This is a genomic window from Lysobacter avium (genome assembly GCF_015209745.1).
Lineage (GTDB): Bacteria > Pseudomonadota > Gammaproteobacteria > Xanthomonadales > Xanthomonadaceae > Novilysobacter > Novilysobacter avium.
The window spans coordinates 2,343,307-2,360,871 of record NZ_CP063657.1; the positions used below are offsets into that span (position 1 = coordinate 2,343,307).

The 17,565-nt window shown below is 61.9% G+C and carries 15 protein-coding genes; 5 read left to right on the top strand and 10 right to left on the bottom strand.

The genetic code is table 11. The features are described from left to right. Both INQ42_RS10570 and INQ42_RS10575 read left to right on the top strand, forming a co-directional pair. Nucleotides 1-753: an electron transfer flavoprotein subunit beta/FixA family protein gene (locus INQ42_RS10570; protein ID WP_194034229.1), complete on the top strand. Its 753-nt coding sequence runs from the start codon at nt 1-3 to the stop codon at nt 751-753. Continuing rightward, nucleotides 753-1,691 (top strand): electron transfer flavoprotein subunit alpha/FixB family protein, encoded by a 939-nt coding sequence (locus INQ42_RS10575; RefSeq protein ID WP_194034230.1) that lies wholly within the window; start codon nt 753-755, stop codon nt 1,689-1,691. Before INQ42_RS10570 ends, INQ42_RS10575 begins: the two co-directional genes overlap by 1 nt. Nucleotides 1,692-1,843: 152 nt before the next feature. Here INQ42_RS10575 and INQ42_RS10580 read toward each other — a convergent pair whose 3' ends face one another. The 7 genes from INQ42_RS10580 to INQ42_RS10610 form a co-directional block, all read right to left on the bottom strand. Beyond that, nucleotides 1,844-3,745, bottom strand: a complete 1,902-nt coding sequence (locus INQ42_RS10580) for a hypothetical protein (protein WP_194034231.1) — start codon at nt 3,743-3,745, stop codon at nt 1,844-1,846. Nucleotides 3,746-3,814: 69 nt separating this feature from the next. Next, nucleotides 3,815-4,213 carry a GtrA family protein gene (locus INQ42_RS10585; RefSeq protein WP_228064350.1) on the bottom strand — a complete coding sequence of 133 codons (399 nt, stop codon included), beginning with the start codon at nt 4,211-4,213 and terminating at the stop codon, nt 3,815-3,817. Nucleotides 4,214-4,241: 28 nt separating this feature from the next. Beyond that, complete coding sequence (locus INQ42_RS10590; protein ID WP_194034232.1) at nt 4,242-5,036, bottom strand: acyltransferase; 795 nt, start codon at nt 5,034-5,036, stop codon at nt 4,242-4,244. Nucleotides 5,037-5,160: 124 nt separating this feature from the next. Further along, nucleotides 5,161-6,012 (bottom strand): WxcM-like domain-containing protein, encoded by an 852-nt coding sequence (locus INQ42_RS10595; RefSeq protein WP_194034233.1) that lies wholly within the window; start codon nt 6,010-6,012, stop codon nt 5,161-5,163. Then, nucleotides 6,009-7,001 (bottom strand): glycosyltransferase family 2 protein, encoded by a 993-nt coding sequence (locus INQ42_RS10600; RefSeq protein ID WP_194034234.1) that lies wholly within the window; start codon nt 6,999-7,001, stop codon nt 6,009-6,011. The genes INQ42_RS10595 and INQ42_RS10600 overlap by 4 nt, the downstream gene beginning before the upstream one ends. Beyond that, complete coding sequence (locus tag INQ42_RS10605; RefSeq protein ID WP_194034235.1) at nt 6,986-8,095, bottom strand: DegT/DnrJ/EryC1/StrS family aminotransferase; 1,110 nt, start codon at nt 8,093-8,095, stop codon at nt 6,986-6,988. Before INQ42_RS10605 ends, INQ42_RS10600 begins: the two co-directional genes overlap by 16 nt. Nucleotides 8,096-8,327: 232 nt before the next feature. Beyond that, nucleotides 8,328-8,570, bottom strand: coding sequence for a hypothetical protein (locus tag INQ42_RS10610; protein WP_194034236.1), 243 nt, complete (start codon nt 8,568-8,570; stop codon nt 8,328-8,330). 224 nt (nt 8,571-8,794) lie between these two features. Between INQ42_RS10610 and INQ42_RS10615 the strand changes: the two genes are divergently transcribed. After that, on the top strand, nt 8,795-9,211 hold the full coding sequence (locus tag INQ42_RS10615; RefSeq protein WP_194034237.1) for a GtrA family protein: 417 nt from the start codon (nt 8,795-8,797) through the stop codon (nt 9,209-9,211). Here INQ42_RS10615 and INQ42_RS10620 read toward each other — a convergent pair. Continuing rightward, complete coding sequence (locus INQ42_RS10620; protein ID WP_194034238.1) at nt 9,195-11,132, bottom strand: DUF2142 domain-containing protein; 1,938 nt, start codon at nt 11,130-11,132, stop codon at nt 9,195-9,197. The two genes, INQ42_RS10615 and INQ42_RS10620, sit on opposite strands and share 17 nt — an antisense overlap. Between INQ42_RS10620 and INQ42_RS10625 the strand changes: the two genes are divergently transcribed. Continuing rightward, a complete protein-coding gene (locus INQ42_RS10625; protein WP_407070768.1) occupies nt 11,107-12,219 on the top strand; it encodes a glycosyltransferase in 1,113 nt (370 codons plus the stop codon). The two genes, INQ42_RS10620 and INQ42_RS10625, sit on opposite strands and share 26 nt — an antisense overlap. Nucleotides 12,220-12,273: 54 nt before the next feature. Here the strand turns inward: INQ42_RS10625 and INQ42_RS10630 are convergent, their stop codons facing one another. Next, on the bottom strand, nt 12,274-12,798 hold the full coding sequence (locus tag INQ42_RS10630) for a hypothetical protein (protein WP_194034239.1): 525 nt from the start codon (nt 12,796-12,798) through the stop codon (nt 12,274-12,276). A 181-nt stretch (nt 12,799-12,979) separates the two neighbouring features. Next, nucleotides 12,980-15,604 (bottom strand): glycosyltransferase family 2 protein, encoded by a 2,625-nt coding sequence (locus tag INQ42_RS10635; RefSeq protein WP_194034240.1) that lies wholly within the window; start codon nt 15,602-15,604, stop codon nt 12,980-12,982. A gap of 108 nt (nt 15,605-15,712) precedes the next feature. Between INQ42_RS10635 and INQ42_RS10640 the strand changes: the two genes are divergently transcribed. Beyond that, complete coding sequence (locus tag INQ42_RS10640; protein ID WP_194034241.1) at nt 15,713-17,476, top strand: sulfotransferase family protein; 1,764 nt, start codon at nt 15,713-15,715, stop codon at nt 17,474-17,476. Nucleotides 17,477-17,565: the final 89 nt, after the last annotated feature.

Sequence of the window (17,565 nt, forward strand, 5' to 3'; positions counted from 1 at the left end):
ATGAAAATCCTGGTTGGTTACAAGCGCGTCGTGGACTACAACGTCCGCGTCCAAGTGAAGCCGGACGGCTCCGGCGTGGTCACCGATGGCGTGAAGCTGTCGGCGAATCCATTCGACGAAATCGCGCTGGAAGAGGCGCTGCGACTGCGTGACAAGGGCATTGCCACCGAGGTGGTGGTCGCGACCATCGCACCCGCCAACGCCCAGGCGCACCTGCGCAACGGCTTGGCGATGGGTGCCAATCGCGCGCTGCACGTGGTGATCGAGGACGGCCAGGACATCCAGCCGCTGACGGCCGCGCGGGTCTTTCTCAAGCTGATCGAGAAAGAGCAGCCCGACCTGGTGATCCTGGGCAAACAGGCCATCGACGATGACGCCAACCAGACCGGGCAGATGCTGGCCACGATCTGGAACCGGCCGCAGGCGACCTTCGCCTCCAAGCTGGAGATCGCCGACGGCAAGGCGACCGTGACCCGCGAGGTCGATGCCGGCCTTGAGACCCTGGAAGTGGACCTGCCGGCCGTGGTCACCACCGACCTGCGCCTGAATGAGCCGCGCTTCATCAAGCTGCCCGACATCATGAAAGCCAAGAGCAAGCCCATGGAGGCCATCCCGTTCGCCGAGATGGGTGTCGAGTCGGGCAACCTGCTCAAAACGACCCACTACGCGCCGCCCGCGAAGCGCAGCAAGGGCGTCATGGTCAAGGACGCGGCCGAGCTGGTCGCCGCACTCAAGTCGAAGGGGTTGCTGTAATGAGCAAGGTACTGATCATCGCGGAGCATCACGAGGGCGTGCTCAATTCCGCCACCGCCAAATGCGTTACCGCTGCGCAGGCGCTGTCGCCCGAGTCGATCGATATCGTCGTCCTCGCCGAAGCACCGGACGAAGTCGCCAGGCAGGCGTCCACGATCGCCGGCGTGAGCCGCGTGCTGACGGTGGCCAATGCCGCCAACGCCCAAGCCATCGCGCAGACCCTGGCGCCGCAAATCGCCAAGCTGGCCGCTGGCTACACCCACGTGTTCGGACCCTCCACCACCTTCGGCAAGGACCTGATGCCCTGCGTGGCCGCCCTGCTCGGCGTTGCCCAGGTGTCGGACGTGATGGAAGTCGAGTCCAGCCATGTCTTCAAGCGGCCGATCTACGCCGGCAACGCGATCATCACCGTGGAGGCGCCCGCCGCCGACACCGTGGTGGCGACCATCCGCACCGCGTCCTGGTCGGAAGCCGCCCAAGGCGGCGACGCACCGGTGGAAGCCGTGTCGGTGGACGGCTCGCTGCCAGAGCACACCCGCTTCATCGGCCTGGCGGGCGCGAGCTCGGACCGCCCTGATCTGCAGAGCGCCAAACGCGTGGTGTCGGGCGGACGCGGCGTGGGTTCGAAAGAGAACTTCAAGATCGTCTATGAATTCGCCGACAAGCTCGGTGCCGCAGTGGGCGCCTCGCGCGCCGCGGTCGACGCCGGCTACTGCGCCAACGAGATGCAGGTCGGCCAGACCGGCAAGATCATCTCGCCCGAGCTGTATGTTGCCATCGGCATCTCCGGCGCGATCCAGCACCTGACCGGCATCAAGGATGCGGGCACGATTGTCGCGATCAACAAGGATGGGGATGCGCCGATCTTCGAAGTTGCCGATATCGGGCTGGTGGGGGATCTATTCCAGATTTTGCCTGAGCTCGAAGCGGCGCTCTAGGCAACTCGTGGAAGGTCGGTCAGTACGATCGATCTTTCCCCACTACTCAGGCTTTACCGTCTGTCCAGTGCACCTGCGCTACCGGAGGCCCAAGCCTGCAGCCGTTGAAGAGCCGGGCGCAGGCCGTGCCGTAGCGCCCACCAACAAGGGCTTTAGCGCACGCAGCTCACAGACAGGTTCGCAACCTGTGATGCGTTTGGTTTGGCCAACGGATCCAAGCGAAACCGGTCCTGGAACCCATCACGGCTCACCACCGTAAACTCGACCCGCGTCGACACCTGTCCGGGCACTGCTACCTTGCTTGAGAAGGCTTCCTTGAAGCGTGGCTCTCCCAGCGGCAGGTAGAAAAGCTGGGCAAAATCCGCCGCCGGCGTGGTGATGTCAGCGCTTACCCGCAGAGCCAGGCATTCCCGCATGGCGGCCCGCTTGGCACCGGTGACGAAATACACGTTCACGTCCTTTCCGGCAGAAATGCTCAATTTGCCCGAATCGGACAACTGACCGTCCGCATGCTTGATTTCATATCCGCCCGCCGGCTGCCGGAGCGGATGATATTGCTTTGCAGCAGTTGGCTTGCCGTGGGCAAGCAGCATGGGCGGAAAATAACGCGTGAACGATGCGCCCGTTTTCAAGCCGTAGGTATATGCCGCCGTAAGACTCCGGCTGCCGAACAAAGAAGGGCATACCACGTCCGACTCGTCGAGCAGACTCTTCTGGATACACGGAATATCGTTGGCCGACCGCCGGGCCGAAACGTTGCTGAAGTAGTCGTTGTGCGCCATGGCGCCTTGGCTCAGCGCAAACAACGAGAGCACCACGGCCAGGGCGCCCATACCGGCACTGACCCATCGACCACGCGCGACCGGCCATTTTTTGATCAGTACGAACGCCGCCGCAAACACCCAAGGCCACAGTGCCGTCGCCCAGAAGAAGTGGAAGCGGCGATACCCGAACTGGAAGATCTGGATGTCCGTATCGACGGAAGCCGGACGAAGGTTGGCGCGGCCTGCCGCCACCATCAGCAGATAGCTCGCAACCACTCCGACCAGGGAAAGAAAGATGATCAGAACGGCCCGATCGACCTCTGCGCCATCCTGCTTTCGCAGCAATCGAACGACCCCACAGCCAACCAGCGTCACAACGACCAGCAACGACACAATCGCCAGGCCCAGCGACCAGCCCCCCGCGGATGCCGGAAACATCAGGCTCCGCCCGACTTTACCCAGCAGGTAGAACCAGAAATCGGCATCTGTCGGCAGGGCCCAGGCAGCATCCGCCCGATGCGTCTTGCCATCCTGGACGACCATGATCACCCGCAGTTGGACTGCCGTCGTGATGACGCCGCCCGCCAATACCGCAAGACCCGCCGCGCCGTACTTCGTCCACAGGCCGCGATCGATCGCACAGGCCAGCAGCCAGGTCGTGCCAAGCACCAGCGCGGCAAATGCGCCGGAGATATACGACAAGCCGGACACCAGCGCGACCGTGAACAGCGCCGCATGTTTCAACGCCGGGCGCCATGCGCAACACGTTACGAGGTACAGCATCGCGAACACACAGACCAGCGGAATCGCCTGCACATACGCCATGTTCTGCCAGCCCCAGTAAGAGTCCGGCTGCAGCATCAACAGCGTCGTCGAAAACGCGCACGCGGCCAGCAGCCGACTTGGCAGGACCCGCGCAAGCAATTTCCATTGCAGCCACAACAATGAACCCAGCACGGCGAGCATTGAAAGCAGTTGATAGGCGATTGAGTTGCCGTCCAGGTAGCGCTGGGCCAGCGCGTCCAGCACGCGGGTTGTCACCGACAGCGTGTCGTTCTCGGACTTGAACAGATGCGACAGCTCAAACGATGCGGCGTTGCCGGTCACGTAAGCGCGAAAGTCGTCGAGATAAGGCAAGTCGATCCCATACCGCAACCACGCCAGCGCCATGAAGAACAGGCTGATCACCGGCAAGCCGATCAGCACCCTCTCCAAGGTCGCAAAGGAGCGCTGGCCGTGCGCTTCTTCGTCTGAGACCGGTGTGGTCGATGGGGTCAGGTTCTCGTGCATGCGACGGCTATTCCGTAGTCATCAATAATGGGGTCGGGCAGACGGTACCCGGGATTTCAAACATGCCGATCATTGCTCCGACGTTCTGCTCGAGCGTGGCAGTAGCACCGCCCGACTCAGAAAAAATGTCAGCGGCAGGGTAACGCAGGCCGAAATCAGCGGCGCCAGCCACTCATCGATACCTAACTTGGCCACCGCCAATGCAAGCACACCCGCACCCACGGCATAGCTGATCAGGTACACCAGCGGATAGAGCGCCAGCTTTTTCCAGGAATGGATGGTCTGAAACACAAAACGGGTGTTCAACACGTAACCCAGCGCAATCCCCGCCACAAAACTGATGGCATACGCCGCCTGATACCCCACCACCAGCAACAGCAGCCAATACAGGCCAAACGTGGCGGCGGTGTTGAAACCTCCACTGAGGAGAAACGAGACACCTTGTTTGAACAAGGCGCGCCCGATCACGCTTTCACACCCGGATCAACAACACTCATCAGCCGGACTGCCCGTCACGCAGCTGTTGCTGCCATGCGGTGTAGCCGATGCCTTCCCACGGCATGCCCCGGTCGAAGGTCTCGCACCACGGATACACCGGCGAGCCATCGAACCTCGACTTGATGTCGCGGATCGAGGCCACCTGCTTACCGGGATTTCCCACCACCACCGCTTCGTCGGGCACATCACTGCGCACCAACGACGACGCGCCGACCAGCGCATTGCTGCCCACGGTCACGCCGGGAAGAATCACCGACATCGTCGCGATCACCGCAAACTCCTCCACGGTGACACCAACAAGGGTGTTGGACGGCGGGTGCGGATCATTGGTCAGTACCACGTAAGGAAAGATCCAGACATAATCCTTCACGACACTCTTGTGGCCGATATGCACGTTGCTGTGCAGCCGCACGTAATTGCCGATATCGCAATGACCTTGAATATCCGACAGCGTGCCGATGCGGACGTGATGCCCAATGCGGGCACCTTCACGGATGGTGACCCGGTGACCACATTCGAAATGGGCACCCAACTCGGTGCCCGCATAGATGATCGTGCCGGAGCGGATGATCGCGCCGGAACCGATGTTCAATACCGGGTTGCGATAGCCCTCTGGGTCGCTGTAGATGCCGGCCTGGGGCTCTCCCAGAATACAGTCCGCACCCACCACCGTGTTGTCGCCTATCACGACGTTGTCGTACACGATCGTGCGCACGCCCAAGGTCACATTGGTACCCAGGGTAACGTTGTCACCGATCAGGGCCGTGGGGTGGATTCCTTGAAAATTACGCATGGCAACATCCTCGACTGATTGTGCCGTTTGCCCGGGGCTGCCCGTGTTGGCCCCTCACAATGCGGCGTGAGCGTCCTTGCGGGAGTTCCGAAAGCCTCTTGTACAACCTCATTGCAACCGGCGACTACTGCCGCAGTGCCAGGAACTCCGCATAGTCCCGGATGTACTCGGCGCTGTCGTAGTACTCCGACGCGAACACCAGCAACACGGCATCCCGCGAATATTTGTACTGCACACCCCAGGTCAACGCCGGCAGATACAACCCCGTCGCCGCGTCGTCCAGAAGAAACTCCTCTCGATTCACGCCATCGTCGGCCACCACGCTGCAGCTGCCGTGCACGCAAATGAGGAACTGCTTGCAGGTACGGTGGGCATGCTCGCCGCGCACCTCGGCATTTGGCACGCCAAACACCATGAAGTATCGCTTCGGCTCGAACGGTACCGAACGGTCGAACTCACCAACCGTCAGGTTGCCGCGCAGATCCAGAATGCGTGGAAAGCGGTGCAAGGTCACACCACGCACCGTCGTCGGGTAGGCCCCAATCTCGCGCTCCCTCGTCGTCGCCGGTGAAGCGGCCTCGGGACGATCCGCCGACAACGTGTACCCGGTTATCTGGGCCGGATTGCCAGCCACGATGGCATGAGGCGGCACCGAACGCAGCACGACCGTGCCGGCCATGATCCGCGCGCCGCGTGCCACGGTGACCCGGGTGGCAATCGTCGCGCCGGCGAGCAACTGCACATCCGTCTCGATCACCAGCTCGCCGCCGGTAGTATCCGCGCCCGCATCCAGGATGCAGCCGGCACCGACCGTCGAATCGTTGCCGATACAGCAAGGGCCGGTGAGCAACGCGCCCGGACCGACGCGAACGTTGTCGCCCAGCAAGACCTCCGGGCCAATCACGGCACCGGCTGCGATCTGACATCCCGCACCAATCCGCGCGGCAGGATCAACACAGGCGTGCGGGCTGATCATGGACTTGTCTCATCCTTGCGCGTGGTCAAAGTCGCCGTATCGGCGGGAAACGTCTCCACCAGCATCGGAATACTGAGCGGACGTCGTTTGGTGTTTTCATAAGCCCGCCAGGCGTAGTTGCCCACCAGACCCAGGCCAAGTGCGTTCAAACCGCCAAAGAACAGGATGGCGAGCATCGTTCCGGCGTAACCGGGAACCGCGACCACGCCAGCTATCTTGGCGATCAGCACGATCACACCAAGCAAGGCGGAAACCGTCAAGCCGAACAAGCCGATACCCAGCAAGATCCGGATCGGTGCGTCGGTGAAGGCGAAAATACTGTCCAGCAGGTAGTTCCACTTTTTACCGAATGTCCAAGCACTCTTGCCATGCTGGCGTTGCTGCCGTGCATAGGGTACGAAACGCCGCCGCCCCCCCATCCAGAACAACAACCCCAGCAGGCTGCCATTGGCCTCTTCGAAACTCACGATCCGATCAAGAAAGTCACGGTTAACTGCGAACACATCTACCCCGCCCGCCGGAACGTCGGCTTGCACGAAGCGCCGATAGATCCACCAGAAAATTCCGGAAGCGAGCTTGGTGCTCCACGGATCGCTACGGGATTCACGCACCCCGAAAACGACATCGACATCGCCACCATCCAACAGGTGAAAGAACTGCGAGACCAACTCCGGAGGCTCCTGCAGATCGGCAGCCATTACTGCTGCATGCTTACCAGAAGCACGGATCAAGCCTTCACGGATCGCGGAGAATGATCCGAAATTACGGGACAACGCCACCAGCGTCGACGGGAATGCGACACTCGGCAACGCATCGCGCAAGCGGGCGTAGCTGGCATCGGGGCTACCATCGACCACGAATATCGCTTCGAGTAGCCCGTCCAGTTCGTCGTTCAGCTTGCCGACAGCGGTTACCAAGTCCGGAATCGAACCTTCATTGCGGTACACCGGAATGACGAGCGAGAACCGCGGCGTCAAAAGCTGTTGCATGCATCCACCACTTGCCCAACTTCTGCATCCGTGAGTTCGGGAAAGCAGGGCAGACTCAACACGGTTGCTGCATCACTTTCAGTCACGGCAAGCGTGAGCGAGTCGAAGCGACCTTGGTGGCAAGGCTGACGATGGTCCGGATTCGGATAATGCACTTCGCTTTGCACACCGTTGGCTTCCAGATGTGCGCGAAGCTCTTCGCGTGAATCACATCGGACAACATACAGGTGGGCAACATATTGATCCCCGAGAACGGCAGGTACCTCAATGCGTGGATTGCATATTTCCCGGGAATACCGGTTGGCGACGTCCCGTCGCCGCGCATTCCAGCCATCGAGCATCGGTAGCATCACCGACAGCATGGCGGCCTGGATTTCATCGAGGCGACTGTTACGGCCACCGGGGATCTCGTTCGTATATTTGGATGTCCAACCGTACTGACGCAACTGCGCCGCGCGGGTGGCGACATGCTCGTGTCGGGTGACGATGGCGCCACCGTCACCGAGCGCCCCAAGATTCTTGGTCGGGTAAAAGCTGAAACTGCCTGCGTCACCGATCGACCCTGCCCTGCGGCCATCCGACAGCCTCGCGCCATGGGCCTGAGCGCAATCCTCCACCACCATCACACCTGCCGCATGCGCCATCGATACGATTTCGTCGATTTTTGCCATCCGACCATACAGATGGGTCACGATCACCGACTTTAACGGCCGACCATCGCGCAGTACTGCAGCAAAGCATTCCGGGTCCATCGTCCCGCACCCGGGCTCGATATCCACGAAGACGACCTTAGCCCCCGCGGCGTATGTTGCGGACGCCCCGTACATGGCAGCGTTTGCAGTGACCGCCACTCGGTCGCCTGGCTCGACACCGACCGCCTTTAGCGCAAGCTCGAGTGCGTCGGTGCCATTTGCAACGTTCACGCAGTGAGGTGTGCCGCAATACGCGGCAAATTCACGCTCGAATGCCGCGACGTTCGGACCGAGTATATAAAAGCCGCTTTCGATCACCGTCGAGGCTGCATGAATCAGTTCCGATCGAATCGGGTCGATATGGCGTGACAAGGAGTTAAGTGGAACAGGTGCTGTCGTCATGGTGTCGGTGACTGGAGGTGATGGTGTGAGAACCGGCCGTCGCATCGGCTATACCGACCGGATCAAAAGGACGTTCTAGATAGCAATTGCAACCGAACTTGATGAGGGCAACTGCCAGCGTGGATCGATCCATCCGAACGCTCAGAAGCTGACGAATCTTACGGCAAACGCCGGGAACTTGCGAGAGACATCCTCTTTCGGCGAAACCTGTAGAATGCGCGCGCAATCGAGGTCACTGTTGGCTGATCCTCGCACGTAGTACGGCATCAGCCTCCCAGTCTTCGATGCGGCTGCGCGGAGCGACGATTTCGGGGCGGTCGTAGATTGACCGAGGATCGGCAAAGCGTCCGGGGGTGAGGCAAACCGTAGCGGCGGCGCCTCGGATGACATAGATGATGGCGTAATACGTCGTGGTGTTGCTGACCTGATCGTCCCCGCCGCTCGACGAATAGGCCCCCATGTGTGGTGACGGCATTCAGCACCTCACACCTCACATCGCACCAACGGACGAGCACTGGTTACCGCCAACATCCACTACCCAAGTAAGGCAGCTTCGCTTGCGCTCCTACACCTCAGAGCCCATCAGACACGTGATTTCCCGTTACGCCCCTTGGCTGCTTTTGATCCCAACCACTAATTCTGCGTTGCTTAACATCAAGCGCCGCCTCACCCCACTCACGAACCAGTCCGCGAATATTTATGCATAGTCGCCACTGGATCACGCAAAGCGGGAGGTACCTGCTTTTTGGCGTTCTCCAGCTAGCACTGGATACAGCAATCTACATTGCCCTGACATCACTCGGGGTGATGGTGGTCCCTGCCAACGTGATAGGTCGACTGATCGGCGCATCAGCCGGCTTCATGTTCAATGGGCGCATCACTTTTGCATCGCCGCACGGTCACCAAATCAATCGCGGCGCTTTTGCCCGCTATGCGTTGCTGTGGTTGATGCTGACCTTGGTCGGGTCGACCATATTGCGCGTGGTAGAGCAGCAAACCGGATTGATCGACACCTGGTACGCAAAGCCGCTGGTGGAAGCCAGCTTGGCGGTGCTCGGATTCACCGGCTTGAAATTCTTCGTATTTCGTCGCCATAGGCTCAGCGACGGCCGATGAGGAAGTAGGCCTCGTGAAGGCGCTGGATCGCATCGACGTTGATTGCCATCACGCCCACCAAGATGGCCGTCACAAGGACCGCCCGTATCGGTGGTGCTGACCGGAACGAGCACCACACCAGTGCGAACGCAGCCGTCACCGTGAAATATCGCCCCTGCAAGCCGCGGATCACTGGCGAATCACCCGGCGTCCAGGAGATCAGCAACGGCAGCGCGATCACCATCATCGAGCCGACAATCGCCACCAGCGCCAGTGCCAGCACATGGCGCTGCAATTGCTGCACGGATGAGCCATTGGCAAAGAGTGCCGCCAGTCCGAGCAGGCCGGCCAATGGGTAGACCCACGACGACAACGACACATCCAACCACCCCAGCACCCCGACCATCGTCGAAGCCAGATCCACGCCCTTGTGCTGGACGGTCGCCAGCAACGTCCCCAACGCGCCTGCCGGATGGCTCATCAGACTCTCCAGATTGGCGGCTGCGTCGACACCTTTGGCGACGGCAACGTTGCCCGCGGCGACGAGTGTCCACGCCAGATGAATCACCCAAGGCAATGCCAGATGCTTGGCCAGTGCCACGGTGAACGACATCCTGGCAGCGTCATAAGCCGGCTTGCAGAACAACAGGCACACCAGTACCCACGCTGTCCCGGGCTTGAGGAAGGCGATCGCCAGGCTCAATCCCCACAACGCCGGCGCGGCGCGGCGCGGAGAAAGACTCCCGCCGGCAATACCCGACACCACCCCAAGCCATCCCAGACTCAATGACATGACCAGCGAATCTGCTGAGATGGAGCCCATCTGAAAAATTGACATCGGCAGCAAGGCCACCAGGAACAGGCCCCACTTCCCCCGCCCGGCATGCGCCAGGCCGAAGGCGATCAATGCCGTTGCCAGCAGAAGGTTGAGCGCGCGCGACAGATACAGGAACCATCCGAACGATGCGTCCGCCTTGCAGCCGGCGAGGTACACAAGCGTCGGCAACAGGTAGTGATGCGGCGCATAGCCATTCGCGCCTCGCGCCAAGCGCGCGGGGCCCGGCTCGCAGACCAGGGGCTTTGCCATCTGGGCAACAAGCTGATCGCGGGTAAACGCCTCCTTGTTGATCAGATAATCCGAAAACGGGCCATACATCATCCGCGGGTCGGGCATCGGCCGATCACCGGAATCGCCAAGTGGAACCCCCTGACTGATCCGGACGATTTTGGCCAGGTGCGCCTCTTCATCAGGCACCGCGCCAGGCGGCGTGACGACGATATAGGCCGCGCCGAAGCCCAGCATGATGACCACGAAAATCCAGTGGATCTGCTTGTCCAGGTCTTCGCCCCGCATCCACCCGGGTAGCCACGCCTGCATCCACGGGCCGGACAGATGGACCAGCCTGACGGCCATCAAACCCGCCAGACCCCATCCCGCCAGCGCCAGCCACCACCACCTCTGCGCCGCAGCGATACTGCTTGCCGAACGACCGCGGAAGTGAATGACGAACTGGGGATCAGCGGCATCGGAACCGGCCTGTACATGGAGGCAGCCGGCCTCTTCGCGGATAGAAACTTCCGACGCGCGCGAGAGTTCGTATCCGGCCGGGGTATCCACTCCGGATACCTGGACGTGGCAAAGACGCGTCGTTGTCCCGCTCGGCGGGTCAATCCGCAGCCACATGGCGCCGCGCCCGGGGAGCGCCATCGCCACGGTCTGATCGACGGGGCCGATATCGTGCAAGCGGGAATGTCTTTCCGTGAAATTCGCCCGGCCGTCGTGGAATACCTGCAGATGGCCGGGCGACTGCGATGCGACCCCCAGCGTGACCACAGTCTTTCCGCGATGGCCCGCGTAGGCGGCAAGACACGCCAGTACCAACAGCAGGGCCAACGCTCCGACGGGGCTGGACAACGTGGCCCGCAGATCACTTCCGGTCATTGTCACTCTGCCGCCGTCGCTGGAATCGGTCGCGGCATTCTGCCACCATCTGCCGCGAGGGACCCACCTCTGGCAGGCGCGTCATCGCATCTACAATGCCGCCATGAACTCTTATCCTTCGGACTTGGCGGCAGGCATGCACATCGCCGTGGTCATCCCCTGCTATCGCGTCCGCGATCACATTCTGGATGTACTGGCTGCCATCCCCGCACCGGTATCGGCGATTCATGTAGTGGATGACGCCTGTCCGGAAAACACCGGCCACCACGTTCAGGCCCATTGCGACGACCCGCGGGTACGGGTGCATTCCAACCCGCACAACCTGGGCGTGGGAGGCGCGGTGTTGCGCGGTTATTCCGAAGCCCTGGCCGGCGGCGCCCACATCGTTGTCAAGATCGACGGCGACGGCCAGATGGATCCGGCGCTCCTGTCCGCCTTCATCGCGCCGATCGTCTGCGGCGACGCCGACTACACCAAGGGCAACCGGTTCTACGACCTGACCAATATCCGGCGCATGCCGAAACTGCGGATATTCGGGAACGCGGTGCTGTCTTTCATGGCCAAGCTATCGACTGGCTACTGGGACATATTCGACCCCACCAACGGGTACACCGCGATCCACGCCGATGTCCTGCGTCGGCTGCCGGTGGCGCGGATAAGCCAGCGCTACTTCTTCGAGTCCGACCTGCTGTTCCGCCTGAACCTGCTGCGCGCAGTCGTCATCGACATTCCGATGGATGCACGCTACGGCAACGAAACCAGCAACCTGCGTATCTCGCGCGTGATGGGCGATTTCTTCTTCAAGCACATGCGCAACGGGTTCAAGCGGATCTTCTACAACTACTTCCTGCGTGATCTGTCCGTGGCATCGCTGGAACTGGTTGCCGGCGCCATCATGATGCTGGCCGGCGCAGGGTACGGCGCCTATCACTGGATGCTGTCGATCCAGAGCGGCCAGGTCACGAGCGCAGGCACGGTGATGCTGGCCGCATTACCGCTCATCGTCGGCCTGCAATTGCTGCTGGGGTTCCTCAGCCATGACATTGCATCGGTTCCGCGCAGGCGCATTCATCGATGCCGGCACTGAGTACCGGACTGGTGACGGCTATCGGGCTCCACCGTCCTCATGAGGTGGGCGGAATTATCTGCCCTTGTTCCACATGATATGGATGGAACCCAATGCATCGGGGTTTTTCAGATCGGGGCCGACATCGACCGGCTGCGCAAGAATGTACAAGCTTGCCACGCCCTTCTTGACGTAGGTGCTCTTGCTTTTCCCGCCTTCGTCGACACCATCTTTCCTGGCATAACCCAAGGCGACAATCGAATCATCGAACTGCTGCACCGCCGCCGGGAAGTCGGCTCCCAGCACTTCAACAAGCACGCGGTGGCGGATCGTGCCGTTCCGGCTTTCGTCGATGATGTCGTAATTTATCGCATGTGGAAAATCCAGCACGAGTCCCATGGCGACAAGCTTGTCGACACCCTTGTCGCCGTCCGCCGCTGCCTTTGGCCGCATTCGCTTTGATGTTGAATCCGACTGCAGTCCAGACGGCTCGCCGGACGCTGGCGCGGCAACGGACGACGTTTCCACCGGATTGTTCCCACTCCCTCCGCACGCGCTCAAAAGCATGGTCAGGGCAACTACGAAGAATATATTTTTCATATTAAAAACAAGCCTTTTGATTATTTTAGACGAGACCACTGGATATAAGCGATCGATATGGCCACGCCGGTAGATCCCCGGCCCTGAAGTCCACTGCCGCGGGCCCCGTGCCGGGTAACGCCGGACGCATCGACACCGATCGCAACCATTCTTCAACAAGAACCGTTCATCGGGAACCGGATCAAGCCGACAATTCACAAACGAGACTGTCAAGGGAAAGGTTCACATTGTATGCCGGGTCGCGCAGAAGCTGGGCACCCCAGCGCTGCCGCATCAGATCGACCTCGCGCGCGAACCGCTGCTTCTTCTCTTCGGTGTCCTCGCTGCCGCGCGAGGCCGACTCGTGGTGATACAGCTCGGCGAATGGCGTCCAGATATTGCGGTATCCCGCTTCACGCACCCGCAGGCAAAAGTCGATGTCATTGAAAGCGACCTGCAACTGCTCGTCCAGACCGCCGACCTGATCGAAAACCTCGCGCCGCACCATCAGGCACGCGCCGGTGACCGCCGAGAGGCTCTGCGCCACTCTTGCCCGTCCACCGTGCCCGGGGTAGCCGCGCGGCAATCCGGAGTAGATGTGCGCCGCGACGCCGTGGATGCCCAGCACCACGCCGGCGTGCTGGATGGTGTCGTTGGGGTAGTACAGCATCGCGCCCACCGCGCCGACGTCGGGCCGCATGGCCTGGGACACCAGCTCCTCCAGCCACTCCGGCGAGATCACTTCGATGTCGTTGTTGACCAGGCCGATCACCTCGCCAGCGCATTGGCTCGCCGCCCAGTTGTTGATCGCAGCGTAGTTGAAGGCTGCGTCGTAGCGCAGCACCATGACGCGTTCGCGGCCCTCCAACTCCGCCAGATACGCCAGCGCGCCCGGCTCGGAGGACTGGTTGTCGACCACCACGATCTCGTAATCCGGGTAGGTGGTCTTGCTGACAATGCTCTCGACACACATCCGCAGCAACTCGACCTTGTCACGCGTCGGGATGATCAGGCTCACCTTCGGGGGTATCGCCGGCAGCGGCCAATGCACACGGTAGTGCCCGTGCGACAACTCCTCGGCCCGGGCGCCGGGATGCTGCCGGTCCAGGTGCCCGGCCACCGCCCGCGCGCCTGCCGAAGACGCATAGTCCTTCGCATCGCGGGTCAGTGCCGTGGATCCGGGAATCGCACGCCAGTGGTACAGCACCTTCGGGATATGCCGGACCTGGCCCGGTTGTAGGCGCTCGACGCAACGCAGGATCAGGTCATGGTCCTGACTGCCTTCGAAGCCCTTGCGGAAACCACCGACCTCACGCATCAACTCCGCCCGGATCGTGGTCAGGTGGCAGATGTAGTTCTGGCTGCGCAACAGGTCGGAATCGAAATCCGGCTTGAAGTACGGGTCGAAGCGCCGGCCCTCGGCATCGATCTTGTCCTCGTCGGAGTACAGCAGGCCAGCATCCGGATGGCGACCGATCTCCTCGGCCACTTCCAGCAGCGCGTGCGGACGCAGCTCGTCGTCGTGGTCGAGCAGCGACACGTAGTCGCCCGAAGCAAGCCCCAGCGCACTGTTGGACGCTTCCGATATGTGCCCGTTGCGATCGCGGCGCATGACCCGGATACGGAAATCGGTCTGCGCGTACTCCTGCACGATCTCCATCACGCGCGGGTTCGGCGACGCATCGTCGACGATGCACAATTGCCATTTCGAATAGGCCTGATCAAGCACACTCTCGATGCAGCGGCGCAGCCAACGCTCCGGGGTTTGATACACGGGCAACAGGATGGAAATCAGCCGGCCTTCCGGGGTGATCGCAATCGCCCGGCAACGTAATTCGTCCATCCGCTCTGCGGTCAGCGTGTCGAACCGAGCCACCCAGCCGTCATAGCTGTCCGCACCTGCCGGCACCACCCGGCGGCGATAGTCGCGATACAGCGTATCGGCTGCCCGGGACACCCCGTCGCGGAGCGATTGCCTGATGAACCTGATGCTTCTTGACGCCAGCCCTCCCGGTGCGTCGGCAGTGGACTCCAACATGCGTCGCAACGCCCGTACGCGAGCAATACGGCGTACGGCGAAATCCCCCATCCGAAAACGCAGCGGCCCGCGCCCCATGCTGAATCCCAGGGCCGTCACGTCATGCTTGAACAGCACCAGTGCACGAATCCGTCCATTGCCGCCGGACGTCGGCAACGCGATCCGTGCCTCCCCGTCAGCGCCGCGCGCATAGACCGGGTACAGGCACGGGGCAACAACCGCGTCCTCCCGCGCCGACATGCTTCCGGTGATCTCGTACCACCCCGCGGGGATCCGCTCCAGCGGATCACGCAACTCCGCAGTGAAGCATGCACGCTCACCGACCGCCTTCCACTCCGTGAAAACGCCATCCCGTCGAGACGTCAGATTGACATCGGGCACAAGTTCCACGGTCTGTGGACGCTGGTGGGTGTCCGGCGCAATCGTCCAGACCAAGGCCTCCACGCCCTGCTCGGAATTCGGATCTGGGTTCAAGGGATCTCCAACGTACAAGCCGGGACAATGCCCCGCCACCGGCAAAATCATGCGCCAATCGGGCTGCGTAGCATAACGGCTGGCGCATGCACGAGTACGGTGGCTACCGGCCCTGGGGCCCGCCGTATTCCGCTCCGCATGCCGCCCGCATTCGCGGCTCGGGGCCTGCCCCCAGCCTGTACCGGGCCACTGCGACATCGCCCGCCACCCCGGCGGCCGATATGATTGGTGATCCGGAGACCTTGCTCTCTCCGTCCTTCCAGCGCTTCGGATCCTTCCCGTCACCAGCCGGGCGCACGCGAGCGGCGGCTGCACGCCAACACAAGTCCGAGCCCCGATACAATCAGGCGATAGGCACCTGCCTGCGCCAACCCGGCTGACCCGACTCCACAAGATGACCCACGCCATGCACTCGGTATCAAAATGCAGTTGATCGTCTTGGGAATGCACCGATCCGGGACCTCGACACTGGCCCGATTGCTGAACCTCATGGGTGTCTATTTCGGTCCCGAGGGAATGAGCACCGGCGCAAACCCGGAAAACCCCAAGGGGTTCTGGGAGCGGCGCGATGTACGGCAGCTAAACGACGCACTGCTGCACTCCGATGGCTGTGACTGGAACCGCATCAGCAGCTACGACGCAGACCAGACCCCGGAAGATGTGATCACGCGGTTCGAGGATCACGCCGGGAAACTCATCCTGGAGATGGATGCCCACCGTCCGTGGCTGATGAAAGAACCTCGCCTGTGCCTGCTGCTGCCACATTGGAAGCGCGTGCTCGAAGTACCGGTCTGCATCCATATCCTCAGGCATCCGGTCGAAGTCGCATCCAGCCTGAACAAACGCAATGGCATGCCTTTCCCCGCAGGTCTGGCCCTGTGGGAACGCCATGTCCGCGCGGCATTGCATGCGGCCGCGGACTTGCCGGGCATCCTGGTCTCGCACCACCGGCTCATCAATGACCCGATGGGCACCGTCGAACGAATGCATGCCCAACTGGTCGCACACGGCGTCACCGGCTTGCACCTGCCCTCCAGGCGCGAGATCGAATCGTTCGTGACACCGAAGCTGCATCGGGAACGCCGGGATCGGCCTGATCTTTCAATCCACCTCGATACACCCCAGGCCCGATGGTTCGATGCGCTCATCACTGGCAGTTGGCCTCCTGCCGCCGTCGAGGCTCCCTCTGCGGCCGTCAACGACACCTTGAGGGAATACGAGTCGAGCCTGCCGCCCATGGACACCACCCGCCCCAACCTCCTGCTTGCCTCCGGCAACCGCCGGCAGCCGGAGAAAGATTCATTTCCCGGCGACCGCCAGACAAGCCGGCATGCGCGCGAAATCCTCAAGCTGACCCGGCTCGCCCTCGCCTCCGAGGAGCGTTTCAGGCACCAGATCGCCAAACTGGAAGCGGATGCCAGCACCGCCAGCGCGCGGGCGAACCTGACGACCGGACTCGAGCAGGCGATCGACACACTGGAGCAAGAGAAGAAGCAACTGGCAATCGCGGAACGACTGGCGCAGCAAGACAGAACCAGGTCTGCGATCGCGCTTGAGCGGACGACCGGTGAACTGGCACGATCCAATAAAAGCCTGGCTGCCGCCGAACAACAGGCATCGCAGGCCAAAGCGGAACTTTCCGGATACCGGGCGAAGATCCAGCAGATGCGCCGCAAGCATGACCGGGAATCCAACACGCACGCACGCCACCGTGAAATCGCGGCCGGGATGATCCAGGAGTATCGGGTGCGCGTAGAGCATCTGATCGCCGCAGTCGAGTCGCGGGAAAACGCCTTGCGACAACTCGACCGCCATCCGGTCTGGAGGTTGACCGCGCCGTTGCGCCGACTCGCCAGCCTGGTCACCGGCCGACGTCCTCCCTCCGTCACCTCGCCGCTGGGGATCCTGCGCGACAGCGAGCTGTTCGATGCACACTGGTATCAATCCCGTTACCCCGACGTGGCCACCAGCGGGATCGACCCGGCCCGGCATTATCTCGACCACGGCGCCGCGGAAGGCCGCGACCCTTCACCCCACTTCAACACGCGCGCCTACACGGATGCGCACCGTGAAGTGACGATAACCGGCGAGAATCCCCTCATCCATTTCATCGAACAACGCAGGCTGCTCGCGACAATGCCTGCCGGCGCACCGCATACCGGCCGTGACGGCGAGGGAGACCAGTGATGCTGCCGCTGCCTGACACCGTTCGCGAAATCCGCGACTCCGGCCTGTTCGATGAACACTGGTACCTGCGTCGCTATCCCGACGTGGCC